Annotated in this window: 7 protein-coding genes; 6 read left to right on the top strand and 1 reads right to left on the bottom strand. The window is 64.1% G+C overall.

Annotated elements, in window-relative coordinates:
• Nucleotides 1-75 precede the first annotated feature (75 nt).
• Nucleotides 76-1,311 (bottom strand): acetyl-CoA C-acetyltransferase, encoded by a 1,236-nt coding sequence (locus N2K95_RS12780; protein ID WP_255790541.1) that lies wholly within the window; start codon nt 1,309-1,311, stop codon nt 76-78.
• A gap of 506 nt (nt 1,312-1,817) precedes the next feature.
• Here N2K95_RS12780 and rpoB point away from each other — a divergent pair.
• From rpoB to pcaG, 6 genes are all read left to right on the top strand, one after another.
• Nucleotides 1,818-5,318: a DNA-directed RNA polymerase subunit beta gene (gene rpoB, locus N2K95_RS12775; RefSeq protein ID WP_255790539.1), complete on the top strand. Its 3,501-nt coding sequence runs from the start codon at nt 1,818-1,820 to the stop codon at nt 5,316-5,318.
• A gap of 191 nt (nt 5,319-5,509) precedes the next feature.
• A complete protein-coding gene (locus tag N2K95_RS12770; RefSeq protein WP_255790536.1) occupies nt 5,510-9,400 on the top strand; it encodes a DNA-directed RNA polymerase subunit beta' in 3,891 nt (1,296 codons plus the stop codon).
• 80 nt (nt 9,401-9,480) lie between these two features.
• A complete protein-coding gene (locus tag N2K95_RS12765) occupies nt 9,481-10,248 on the top strand; it encodes an IclR family transcriptional regulator (RefSeq protein ID WP_255790535.1) in 768 nt (255 codons plus the stop codon).
• A 100-nt stretch (nt 10,249-10,348) separates the two neighbouring features.
• Complete coding sequence (locus N2K95_RS12760; protein ID WP_260651839.1) at nt 10,349-11,545, top strand: 4-hydroxybenzoate 3-monooxygenase; 1,197 nt, start codon at nt 10,349-10,351, stop codon at nt 11,543-11,545.
• Nucleotides 11,546-11,661: 116 nt separating this feature from the next.
• Nucleotides 11,662-12,486, top strand: coding sequence for a protocatechuate 3,4-dioxygenase subunit beta (pcaH, locus tag N2K95_RS12755; RefSeq protein WP_407080083.1), 825 nt, complete (start codon nt 11,662-11,664; stop codon nt 12,484-12,486).
• The gene (gene pcaG / locus N2K95_RS12750; RefSeq protein WP_260651838.1) at nt 12,486-13,052 is read left to right on the top strand and encodes a protocatechuate 3,4-dioxygenase subunit alpha; all 567 of its coding nucleotides are present in this window, start codon (nt 12,486-12,488) and stop codon (nt 13,050-13,052) included. Before pcaH ends, pcaG begins: the two co-directional genes overlap by 1 nt.
• Nucleotides 13,053-13,054: the final 2 nt, after the last annotated feature.

The raw sequence follows: 13,054 nt of genomic DNA, 5'->3' as shown, positions 1-13,054 counted from the left end.
AACGCTTTACAAAAGGCCCCGTTCCGCAAGGAACGGGGCCTTCTGTATTCTCTCGGGGCGGCTGCTCCGGGGCGGTTAGGCCTCTTCGCGGTACAGCAGGAGAGCTTCGCCCTGGCCGCCGCCGCCGCAGAGGGAAACCCCGGCCCGGCCGGATCCGCGCCTGGCGAGTTCATGTGCTGCGGTGAGGGCCAGACGGGCGCCCGAGGCACCGATCGGATGCCCGAGCGCGATGGCTCCGCCGTGCAGGTTGCACTGTTCCAGATCCATGCCCAGTTCGTTCAGGGACTGGACCGCCACGGCACCGAAGGCCTCGTTGATCTCGATGAAGTCCAGGTCCGAGGTGCTCCAGCCCGCCCGGCGAAGCGCGGCGAAGAGGGCGTTGGACGGCTGGGAATGCAGCGTGTTGTCCGGACCGGCAACCTGGCCGGGGAGCCCGACGGCGGCCAGGACGTTCAGCCCGTTGGCTTCGGCGAAGTCCCGGGTCGTGAGGATCAGTGCTGCGGCGCCGTCCGAAAGGGGGGAGGAGTTGCCGGCCGTGATGGTTCCCTCTGCATCGAAGGCCGGCCTCAGGCCCGCCAGGGTGTCCACCGTGGTGCCCGGGCGGACGCCCTCGTCCGCAGTAAGCACCACGGGTTCGCCGCGGCGCTGCGGCACGGTCACGGGAACAATTTCCGCGTCGAAGATCCCCGCCGCCATTGCCGCTGCCGCCCGCTGGTGGGAGGCTGCGGCTACTTCGTCCTGTTCCAGCCGCTTGATGGCCAGCTTCGTGTTGCCCCGTTCGGTGGAAATGCCCATGGAGTCGTTGTCGAAGGCATCCGTCAGGCCGTCGTGGGCCACGGAGTCCAGGGCCGAGATGTTGCCGTAGTTCCAGCCCTGGCGGGAGCCGGGAAGCAGGTGCGGGCCGCGGGTCATGGATTCCTGGCCGCCGGCCACCACCACAGTGGCCTCGCCGCCCCGGATCAGCCGGGCGGCGTCGATCACCGCAGCCAGGCCGGAGAGACAGACCTTGTTGACGGTGACCGCCGGGACGTCCCAGCCGATACCGGCCTTGATGGATGCCTGGCGGGCGGGATTCTGCCCGCAGCCGGCCTGCACAACGTGGCCCATGATGACCGAATCCACGTCGGCGGCGTCAACACCGGACTTCTCCAGTGCGCCCTTGATGGCAAAGGCGCCGAGTTCGACGGCCGTGAACGCGGACAGCTGGCCGTTCAGGCGGCCCTGGGGAGTGCGCGCACCCCCAACGATAACCACTTCGGGAACGGCTGCGCCCTCACGGGCTGCGGAGGTGTTTATGGGTGCGTGAGTCACTCGTGGGTCGCTTTCGTCGTTGTATTCGTCATTGAAGACAGGGATAAGGCTACGCCAACCCGGGAGCCCCGGGGAGAGCGCCGTCACAGGGGCGGCGGCGCCGCACGCCGCCCCGGCAAGCATAAAAGCCCCGTTGTGCGGTAAGGTATCTGTATCCGATGCGGAAACGGTACGCCGGTGTTGCCTGTAGCTCCCCCTTGACCGGGAATCGATTGCCGGGATTCGAGACTGGATCCCCCACCCCGGAACCTCCGTTTGGAGGGGTTGAGCGAAGCAGGGTTCAAATACCGGGTAGACTTGTCTGCCCATAATGCCCTATAGTGGATATTTGCTTCCTCCTGTTAACCTTCAGCCTTCATATAGCGGTGGGCTTCGTTCCGTGCCGGGCAGTATCCGCAACCTGTGGATGTGCCGCACGCCGGACATAGGGACGCACACGGACTCGGTCCGCATTGTGCAGGGGAGGAGGCGTGAAACACGCCTGAAGGTCTGTGGAAGGATCCCTCTTGGTCGCCTCGAGCACCTCTAATAACGAAACCGCTACTAATCCGGAGAACGCAGCTTCCCGGATTTCATTCGCAAAGATTCACGAACCGCTTGACGTTCCCAATCTTCTTGCCCTGCAGACGGACAGCTTTGACTGGCTCGTCGGCAACGAGCGCTGGAAGGCGCGCGTTGAAAAGGCGCGGGAGACCGGCGAACAGGGTATTGCCACCACATCCGGCCTGGCCGACATCTTCGAGGAAATCTCCCCGATTGAAGACTTCCAGGGCACCATGTCCCTGAGCTTCTCGGAGCCGGAGTTTGCCGACCCGAAGTACACCATGGCGGAGTGCAAGGACCGGGACGCTACGTACTCGGCCCCGTTGTACGTTAAAGCCGAATTCATGAACAACAACACGGGTGAGATCAAGCAGCAGACCGTGTTCATGGGCGACTTCCCCCTCATGACAGACAAGGGAACGTTCGTCATCAACGGCACCGAGCGTGTTGTTGTTTCCCAGCTGGTCCGTTCCCCGGGCGCCTACTTTGAGCGCACCGCTGACAAGACCAGTGACAAGGACATCTACACCGCGAAGATCATTCCTTCCCGCGGTGCATGGTTCGAACTGGAAATCGACAAGCGCGACCAGGTGGGCGTCCGCCTGGACCGCAAGCGCAAGCAGTCCGTCACCGTGCTGCTCAAGGCACTGGGGTGGACCGAAGGCCAGATCCTCGAGACCTTCGGCGAATACGACTCCATCCGGGCCACCCTGGAAAAGGACCCCACGGAAACCCGCGAAGATGCCCTGCTGGACATCTACCGCAAGCTCCGTCCGGGCGAGCCGCCCACGGTCGAGGCTGCCCAGACGCTGCTGGACAACCTGTACTTCAACCCGAAGCGCTACGATCTGGCCAAGGTTGGCCGCTACAAGATCAACCGCAAGCTCGGCATCGACAAGCCCCTGACGGATTCCGACGCGTCGGTACTGAACAATGACGACATCGTCGCCATGATCAAGTTCCTCGTGGCACTGCACGCCGGCGAGAAGACGGTTCCGGGCAAGCGCAACGGTGCCGACGTGGACATCCGCGTCGAGGTCGACGACATCGACCACTTCGGCAACCGCCGTATCCGCGCCGTCGGCGAACTGATCGAAAACCAGATCCGCACGGGCCTGTCCCGTATGGAGCGTGTGGTCCGCGAACGGATGACCACCCAGGACGTCGAGGCCATCACGCCGCAGACCCTGATCAACATCCGTCCCGTGGTTGCTGCGATCAAGGAGTTCTTCGGAACGTCCCAGCTCTCGCAGTTCATGGACCAGAACAACCCGCTGGCCGGTCTGACGCACAAGCGCCGCCTGTCCGCACTGGGCCCGGGCGGTCTGTCCCGTGACCGTGCAGGCATGGAAGTCCGAGATGTGCACCCGTCCCACTACGGACGTATGTGCCCCATCGAAACCCCTGAAGGCCCGAACATCGGCCTGATCGGTTCGCTGGCTTCCTACGGCCGCATCAACGCCTTCGGCTTCATCGAAACCCCGTACCGCAAGGTCGAGGAAGGCGTAGTCACCGACAAGGTTGACTACCTGACCGCCGATGACGAAGTTGAGCGCACCATTGCCCAGGCAAACGCCCCGCTGCGCGCCGACCAGCACTTCGCCGAGGACCTTGTCCTCGTCCGTGCCCGCGGCGGCTCCGGTGAGCCCGTCCTCGTTGAGCCCAACGAGGTCGAGTACATGGACGTCTCCCCGCGCCAGATGGTGTCGGTGGCTACGGCCCTGATTCCGTTCCTCGAGCATGACGATGCCAACCGTGCCCTCATGGGTGCGAACATGCAGCGCCAGGCTGTGCCGCTGCTCCGTTCCGAGCGCCCCGTCGTGGGCACCGGCATGGAGAAGTACACCGCAGTTGACGCCGGCGACTCCGTGACCGCCAAGAAGCCCGGTGTTGTCACCGAGGTTTCCGCTGACATCGTCACCGTCATGAACGACGACGGCACCGAGACCAGCTACCCGATCATGAAGTTCGAGCGCTCCAACCAGGGCAACGCCTACAACCAGCGCGTGCTGGTTTCCGAAGGTGCCCGGGTTGAGGTCAACAGCATCATCGCCGACGGTCCCGCAACGGACCAGGGTGAACTGGCCCTTGGTAAGAACCTGCTCGTGGCATTCATGTCATGGGAAGGCCACAACTACGAAGATGCCATCATCCTGTCCCAGCGCATGGTCTCCGACGATGTCCTGACCTCCATCCACATTGAGGAGCACGAGGTTGACGCCCGCGACACCAAGCTTGGTGCCGAGGAAATCACCCGCGACATCCCCAACGTCTCCGAAGAGGTGCTTTCGCAGCTCGACGAGCGCGGCATCATCCACATCGGTGCCGAGGTTGAAGCAGGCGACATCCTGGTTGGCCGTGTCACCCCGAAGGGTGAAACGGAACTGACCCCGGAAGAGCGCCTGCTGCGCGCCATCTTCGGCGAGAAGAGCCGCGAAGTCCGCGACACCTCCCTGAAGGTTCCCCACGGCGAGTCCGGCACCGTCATCGGCGTCCGTATCTTCGACCGCGACAACGACGACGAGCTGCCCCCGGGCGTCAACCAGCTGGTCCGCGTCTACGTGGCGCACAAGCGCAAGATCACGGACGGCGACAAGCTGGCCGGCCGCCACGGCAACAAGGGCGTCATCTCCAAGATCCTCCCGATCGAAGACATGCCGTTCATGGAAGACGGAACCCCCGTCGACATCATCCTGAACCCGCTGGGTGTTCCGGGCCGAATGAACGTTGGACAGGTCCTGGAAATCCACCTGGGCTGGGCTGCCAAGCAGGGCTGGAAGATCGAGGGCGAGCCGGACTGGGTCAAGGACCTGCCGAACCTGCCCCGCGAGACCGGTCCCACCACGGTTGCAACCCCGGTGTTCGACGGTGCCAGCGAGGATGAGATCATCAACCTGCTCGACTCCACCAACGTGACCCGTGACGGCAACCGCCTGATCGGTGCCTCGGGCAAGGCCCGGATGTACGACGGCCGCTCCGGCCAGCCGTTCCCGGACCCGATCTCGGTCGGCTACATGTACATCCTGAAGCTCCACCACCTGGTGGACGACAAGATCCACGCACGCTCCACCGGACCGTACTCCATGATCACGCAGCAGCCGCTGGGTGGTAAGGCACAGTTCGGCGGCCAGCGCTTCGGTGAGATGGAAGTCTGGGCCCTGGAAGCGTACGGCGCTGCCTACACGCTGCAGGAACTGCTCACGATCAAGTCTGATGACATCCATGGCCGCGTGAAGGTCTACGAAGCCATCGTCAAGGGCGAGAACATCCCGGAGCCCGGCGTTCCGGAATCGTTCAAGGTCCTGATCAAGGAAATGCAGTCGCTCTGCCTGAATGTGGAAGTCCTCTCCACCGAAGGCAACACGATTGAAATGCGTGACTCGGATGAAGAAGTCTTCCGGGCCGCGGAGGAACTGGGTATCGATCTGTCCCGTGCAGAGCCCAGCTCCGTCGAAGAGGTTTAGCAGTATCACCGTCCCGGCTGGTGCCGGGACGGTCCGGAACGGCGGCAACGAAATTCCGCGGCTCGCAGAGCTCGCAACGGAATATTAAAGCCGCCTAACCCGGACCGCCTGGCGCCAGTGGGATGGTCACCTAGAGCTCTTTCCGTACCCCGAGACATTCAGATTTAGAGAACAAGAGAGAACAGGGACCCATGTCCAACGATTCCACGTTCGGCCTCATGCGAATCGGCCTTGCCACCGCGGATGAAATCCGCGGTTGGTCTTACGGCGAAGTCAAGAAGCCGGAAACCATCAACTACCGAACCCTGAAGCCGGAGAAGGACGGTCTTTTCTGCGAAAAGATCTTCGGTCCTTCCCGCGACTGGGAATGCTACTGCGGTAAGTACAAGCGCGTCCGCTTCAAGGGCATCATCTGTGAGCGCTGCGGCGTCGAGGTCACCCGTGCCAAGGTGCGCCGCGAACGCATGGGCCACATTGAGCTCGCCGCTCCGGTCACCCACATCTGGTACTTCAAGGGTGTTCCGTCCCGCCTGGGCTACCTGCTGGACCTGGCACCGAAGGACCTTGAAAAGGTCATTTACTTCGCTGCCTACATGATCACCTCGGTCGACGAAGAAAACCGCCACGCGGAACTGCCGAACCTGCAGGCCGAGCACGACCTGGAGCGCAAGCACCTCGTCGACCAGCGCGACTCCGACATTGCCGCGATCGCCAAGGACCTCGAAGGCGAGCTTGCCCGCCTCGAAGGCGAAGGCGCCAAGGCTGCCGACAAGAAGAAGGCCCGCGACTCCGCCGACCGCCAGATGGCCAAGGTCCGCCGCGACGCCGACAACAACATCGAGCGCCTCGAGCAGGTCTGGGACCGGTTCAAGAACCTCAAGGTCGGCGACCTCGAAGGCGACGAAGGGCTCTACCGCGAACTGCGTGACCGCTTCGGTCTGTACTTCGAAGGCTCCATGGGTGCCGAAGCCATCAAGAAGCGTCTTGAAGACTTCGACATGCAGGCCGAGTCCGAGAACCTGCGCGACATCATCCAGAACGGCAAGGGCCAGCGCAAGACGCGTGCCCTGAAGCGCCTGAAGGTTGTCAACGCGTTCCTGACCACCACGAACAGCCCGCTGGGCATGGTCCTCGACGCCGTTCCGGTCATCCCGCCGGAACTGCGCCCGATGGTCCAGCTCGACGGCGGCCGTTTCGCGACGTCGGACCTTAACGACCTGTACCGCCGTGTGATCAACCGCAACAACCGCCTGAAGCGCCTGCTGGATCTCGGTGCCCCCGAGATCATCGTGAACAACGAAAAGCGGATGCTCCAGGAAGCCGTTGACTCCCTGTTCGACAACGGCCGCCGCGGCCGTCCGGTCACCGGACCGGGCAACCGTCCGCTGAAGTCGCTGTCCGACATGCTCAAGGGCAAGCAGGGCCGCTTCCGCCAGAACCTGCTCGGTAAGCGCGTTGACTACTCCGGCCGTTCCGTGATTGTTGTCGGCCCGCAGCTGAAGCTGCACCAGTGCGGTCTGCCCAAGCAGATGGCTCTGGAGCTCTTCAAGCCGTTCGTGATGAAGCGCCTGGTTGACCTCAACCACGCACAGAACATCAAGAGCGCCAAGCGCATGGTCGAGCGTTTCCGTCCGCAGGTCTGGGACGTACTGGAAGAGATCATCACCGAACACCCGGTGCTGCTCAACCGTGCACCCACCCTGCACCGCCTCGGCATCCAGGCCTTCGAGCCGCAGCTTGTTGAGGGCAAGGCCCTTCAGCTGCACCCGCTGGTCTGCGGCGCCTTCAACGCTGACTTCGACGGCGACCAGATGGCAGTCCACCTGCCGCTGAGCCCCGAAGCCCAGGCTGAAGCACGCATCCTGATGCTGTCCTCGAACAACATCCTGAAGCCGTCCGACGGCCGCCCGGTCACCCTGCCCTCGCAGGATATGATCATCGGCCTGCACCACCTCACCACCAAGCGCCCCGGCGCTGTTGGCGAAGGCCGCGTGTTCGGCTCCATGTCCGAGGCCATCATGGCGTTCGACATGGGCGAGCTGCACCTGAACTCGCTGGTGAAGATGCGCGTGGACGGCTTCGTTCCCAGCGCAACCCAGCCCGCTCCGGAAGGTTGGGAAGAGGGCACTCCTGCCCTCATCGAAACCTCCCTCGGACAGGTCATCTTCAACCAGACGCTGCCGGCGGATTACCCGTGGGTGAAGGAAGTTGCCGATAAGGGCCAGCTCTCCGCGATCGTCAACGATCTCGCCGAGCGGTACCCGAAGGTCGTCACGGCTGCCACGCTGGACAACCTGAAGGATGCCGGTTTCTACTGGGCCACCCGCTCGGGCGTTACCGTCGCCATCTCCGATATCGCGGCTCCGATCGATAAGCCGGCCATTATGGAAGGCTACGAAGCCCAGGCTGCCAAGGTTGAAAGCCAGTACGGCAAGGGCCTGATCGCTGAAGACGAGCGCCGCCAGGAACTGATCGATATCTGGAACAAGGCCACCAACGAGGTTGCTGCTGCAATGCGGGCGAACATGCCCGAATTCAACAACATCAACCGCATGGTGTCCTCCGGTGCACGTGGTAACTGGCTGCAGGTCCGGCAGATTGCTGGTATCCGTGGTCTGGTGGCCAACCCTAAGGGTGAGATCATCCCGCGTCCGATCAAGTCCTCGTACCGCGAGGGCCTGTCGGTGCTGGAATACTTCATCGCCACCCACGGTGCCCGTAAGGGTCTCGCCGATACCGCTCTGCGTACCGCCAACTCGGGTTACCTGACCCGTCGTCTGGTGGACGTTTCCCAGGACGTCATTGTCCGTGAGGAAGACTGCGGCACCGAGCGCGGCCTGAACGTGACCATCGCTGTTCCGGACGCCAACGGCGAACTGCAGCTGCACGAAGAGGTCGAGAACTCGGCGTACGCCCGTACGCTGGCCACCGACGTCACCGATGCACAGGGCAACGTCCTGGCCAAGGGCGGCGACGATGTGGGCGACGTCCTCATCGCCAAGCTGTTCGAAGCCGGCGTCACCGACATCAAGGTCCGCTCCGTACTCACCTGTGAGTCCGCCGTCGGTACCTGTGCACTGTGCTACGGCCGCTCCCTGGCCACGGGTAAGACCGTGGACATCGGCGAGGCCGTGGGCATCATTGCCGCACAGTCCATTGGTGAGCCGGGTACCCAGCTGACCATGCGTACCTTCCACACCGGTGGTGTTGCTTCCGCGGAAGATATCACCCAGGGTCTGCCCCGTATCCAGGAGCTCTTCGAAGCACGTACGCCTAAGGGTGTTGCTCCGATCTCCGAGACCGCGGGCCGGGTCACGCTGGAAGAGACCGACCGCCAGATGCGTCTGGTTGTCACTCCCGACGACGGCTCCGAGGAAATCGCCTACCCGGTCCTGCGCCGTGCCCGCCTCCTGGTTGCCGACGGCGACCACGTCGAGGTTGGCCAGCAGCTGGTCTTCGGTGCGGTGGATCCCAAGCAGATCCTCCGTATCCTCGGCCCGCGCAAGGCACAGGAATTCCTGGTGGACGAAGTCCAGCGCGTGTACCGCAGCCAGGGTGTGGGCATCCACGACAAGCACGTCGAGGTTATTGTCCGCCAGATGCTGCGCCGCGTAACCGTGATCGAGTCCGGCGACTCCGATCTGCTCCCGGGTGAGCTGACCGAACGCCGCCGCTTCGAGAGCGAGAACCGCCGCGTGGTTTCGGAAGGCAAGAAGCCTGCTTCGGGCCGTCCGGAACTCATGGGTATCACCAAGGCCTCCCTGGCCACCGAGTCCTGGCTGTCCGCAGCTTCCTTCCAGGAGACAACCCGCGTCCTGACGCAGGCTGCCATGGAAGGCAAGAGCGATCCGCTGCTCGGCCTCAAGGAGAACGTCATCATCGGTAAGCTGATCCCGGCCGGAACGGGCCTGCCCCGTTACACCGAGGTCACTGTCGAGCCGACCGAAGAAGCAAAGGCCAATCTGTTCACCGGCCCCAGCGCCTTCAGCGACTTCGACTACGCCGGCGTTGACGGCGGTCTGAGCCCCGAGTTCCACGCCATCCCGCTGGATGACTACGACATGGGCAGCGACTTCCGCTAAGGAAAGCGCAACCAACGGCAGGTCCCGCACCCTCGTGGTGCGGGACCTGCCGCGTTTAACGGCTGTGCCAGACTGGGAACATGGCGAATTCCCCGACCGGCGAATCCATGACCAGCCGGATCGTCCGGATTATCAGCGCCTTCGACGACACGCACCAGTCCATGCCCGTGGCCGTGCTGGCCCGCCGCGCGGAGCTGCCCCTGTCCACCGCACACCGGATCGTGAAGGACCTCATGGGGCACGGCTTCCTCCAGCGCGAGCCGGACGGCGGCATCCGCCTCGGCCTTCGCCTGTGGGAACTGGCCAACCGCAGTTCTGCGGCGCTGGGCCTGAAGCAGATTGCGATGCCGTTCATGGAGGACATCCAGGCAGTGGTCCGGCAGCACACGCAGCTGTCCGTGCTGCGCCAGGACGAGGTCCTGTTCATCGAACGGCTGTCCAGCCACGGCTCGGTGCTGAACCACGCCAAGGTCGCCGGCCGGCTCCCCGTCCACGTCTCGTCTTCGGGGATGGTGATGATGGCCCACTCGCCCCGGCACGTGCAGGAGGCCTATCTGCAGCGGCGGGACCTGGATGCCGCCGCCGAGAAGGTCCTCCGGGCTTCCTGGGCCCGGATGCGGCTGGAAGGCAGCGCGAGCCTGCCCGGCGCCGTCGTCCCGGAGACCACCGGGATAGCGGTGCCCGTGTTCGGAGCGGGCAGCACCGCGGTGGCGGCGATCGGCGTTGTCGTGCCTACCGGAGGGGAGGATATCCCCGCAACCGTCCCGGCCCTGATGACCGCTGCCCGCGGCATTTCCCGGGGACTGGGAGTGCGCACCGAAGCGGCGGGACCGCACTACCGGCGCTGATCCGGTTTCCCAATGAATGAGAATGTCCTTGGAGCTCCCCTTGTGCCGGCAGTCACACTGGGAGGTAGTGTCCGCTACAGAGTTTCCAAAGGAGTTCCAGATGGGTGCAGAGCGCACAATTCTCAAGACGCAGGTCGGCATTGTGGGCGGCGGCCCGGCCGGACTGATGCTTTCGCACCTGCTGGCCAAGTCCGGCATTGAAAACATCGTGGTCGAAAAGCGGGACCACGAGACCATCCGCACCACCCATCGGGCAGGGATCCTGGAGCACGGCAGCGTCCGGATGCTCACCGAGACCGGTGTCAGCAACAGGGTGCTTACCGAGGGCTACCGGCACGAGGGGATTGACCTGCGCTTCGGCGGCGAGAGCCACCGCATCGACTTTGAAGACCTGGTGGGGGAGTCCGTGTGGCTGTATCCGCAGAATGAAGTCTTCACCGACCTGGCCGCCGCCCGGGAACGGGACCACGGGGATGTCCGCTACGGAGTCAGCGACACCGCCGTGGTGGACCTTGCAACGGACACCCCGAAGATCCTCTTCACGGACAGCGACGGCCGGGATTATGAGATCCACTGCGAGATTCTGGTGGGCTCCGACGGTTCCGCCGGCATCTGCAAGCGCTCCATCCCCAAGGAAGCCCGCACGGACAACTTCATCGAATACCCCTTCGCCTGGTTCGGCATCCTCACCCGGGCAGCCCCCAGCGCACCGGAACTGATCTACGCCAACTCGGACCGCGGTTTCGCCCTGATCAGCCAGCGCAACGACGAGGTCCAGCGGATGTACTTCCAGTCCGACCCGAACGAAGACCCGGATGCCTGGAGCGAAGACCGGATCTGGGACGAGCTCCAGGCCCGGGTGGACGGCCCGGACGGCTTCGAACTGACGAGGGGACCCATCTTCGAAAAAACCGTCCTGAAGTTCCGCAGCTACGTCTGCGAACCTCTGCGGTACGGAAACCTGTTCCTGGCCGGCGACGCCGGGCACACCGTTCCGCCCACGGGAGCCAAGGGGCTGAACCTCGCCCTGGCCGACGTTCGGGTGCTGTTCGAAGCCATCGATTCGTTCTACGCCACCCGGTCCGCGGACCTGCTGGACGGGTACAGCGACAAGGCGCTGAAGCGGGTCTGGCGGGCGCAGAACTTTTCCTATTGGATGACCTCTATGCTGCACACCCGGGCGGATGCCGGTTCCTTCGAGCGCAAGCGTGCGCTGGGAGAGCTGAGCGGCGTCGTCGCCTCCCGGCACGGCAGCGCCTACCTTGCCGAGGCCTACACCGGCTGGCCGAACGACTAAATGTTCGTATAGCGAACACCTGTACATCCAATGAACAAGCCGTGTACTGTGGTTTCGACCACGTGGATGCTTGGAAAGCCGGAGCGCGAGGGCGCGCTTCATTGAAAGGAAGACCCATGGAAATGGAAGAGGATCTTTTCTCGAACAGCCATGTCATCGAGAAGCTGGACGCCGCCGAGGCCTCGCAGGACCAGATCTCCGCTGAAATCGCGTCGGTCCACGCCGAATACTCCAAGGGGGTGGACGACGGCGCCGCGGAGGAGACCCAGCCCCGCATCGATTTCTCTCCCTACCGCAGCTCCCTTCTGCGCCACCCCACTAAGGATCCGCACCACGTGGACCCCGAAACCATTGAACTGTGGTCCCCGGCCTTCGGCCACCAGGATGTCCACGCGCTCGAGAGCGACCTGACCATCCAGCACAACGGCGAGCCGATGGGGGAGCGGATCATCGTCCGCGGACGCATCCTCGACGGCGACGGGCACCCGGTCCGCAACCAGCTGGTGGAAATCTGGCAGGCCAACTCCGCCGGCCGCTACATCCACAAGCGCGACCAGCACCCCGCCCCGCTGGACCCGAACTTCACCGGCGTCGGCCGCTGCATCACCACCGATGACGGCTTCTATGAGTTCACCACCATCAAGCCCGGACCGTACCCGTGGAAGAACCACTACAACGCCTGGCGGCCCGCACACATCCACTTCTCGCTCTTCGGCACCGACTTCACCCAGCGCATGATCACCCAGATGTACTTCCCCGGCGATCCGCTGTTCGCCCTGGATCCGATCTACCAGTCGATCACCGATTCCAAGGCCCGCGACCGCCTCGTGGCCACGTACGACCACAACATCACCTCGCATGAATGGGCCACCGGCTACAACTGGGACATCGTGCTCACCGGCAGCAACCGCACCTGGATGGAAGACGAGGACGCAGAGTAATGAGCGAGCAGAAGCTAACCGCCACCCCGGGCCAGACCATCGGCCCGTTCTACGGCTACGCCCTCCCCTTCGACAAGGACAACCAGCTGCTGCCCCCGGGCATGCCCGGCAGTATCCGCCTGCAGGGCACCGTGACCGACGGCGCCGGTGACACCATTCCGGACGCGCTGCTCGAAATCTGGCAGGCCGACGCCGACGGGAACATCCCGCAGCGGACCGGCTCCCTGGTCCGCGACGGCTACACCTTCACCGGATGGGGCCGCACCGCCGTCGACAACACCGGCAACTACACCTTCACCACGGTGAACCCGGGTCCGACGGAAGCGGGATCGGCCCCCTTCATTTCCTTCGTCATCTTTGCCCGCGGCCTGCTGAACAAGCTGCACACCCGGATGTACCTGCCGGACGACGAAGAGGCCTTGGCCCGCGACCCGCTGCTGTCCTCGCTGCCCGAGGAGCGCCGCCGCACCCTGATCGCCGCCCGCGAAGCCGACGGCGGCCTGCGCTGGAACATCTGCCTGCAGGGCGAGGACGAGACCGTCTTCCTCACCTACCCCGGAGCGTAGCG

The sequence above is a fragment of the Arthrobacter zhaoxinii genome (assembly GCF_025244925.1).
Classification (GTDB): domain Bacteria; phylum Actinomycetota; class Actinomycetes; order Actinomycetales; family Micrococcaceae; genus Arthrobacter_B; species Arthrobacter_B zhaoxinii.
Note: the sequence above shows the minus strand (reverse complement) of the source record. Positions and strands in the feature narration are given on the sequence as shown.

What these genes read in the sequence shown, in the direction of transcription:
- N2K95_RS12770 (WP_255790536.1), top strand. Translation starts at nt 5,510, where the DNA reads ATGTCCAACGATTCCACGTTCGGCCTCATGCGAATCGGCCTTGCCACC.
- N2K95_RS12765 (WP_255790535.1), top strand. Translation starts at nt 9,481, where the DNA reads ATGGCGAATTCCCCGACCGGCGAATCCATGACCAGCCGGATCGTCCGG.
- N2K95_RS12760 (WP_260651839.1), top strand. Translation starts at nt 10,349, where the DNA reads ATGGGTGCAGAGCGCACAATTCTCAAGACGCAGGTCGGCATTGTGGGC.
- pcaH (WP_407080083.1), top strand. Translation starts at nt 11,662, where the DNA reads ATGGAAATGGAAGAGGATCTTTTCTCGAACAGCCATGTCATCGAGAAG.
- pcaG (WP_260651838.1), top strand. Translation starts at nt 12,486, where the DNA reads ATGAGCGAGCAGAAGCTAACCGCCACCCCGGGCCAGACCATCGGCCCG.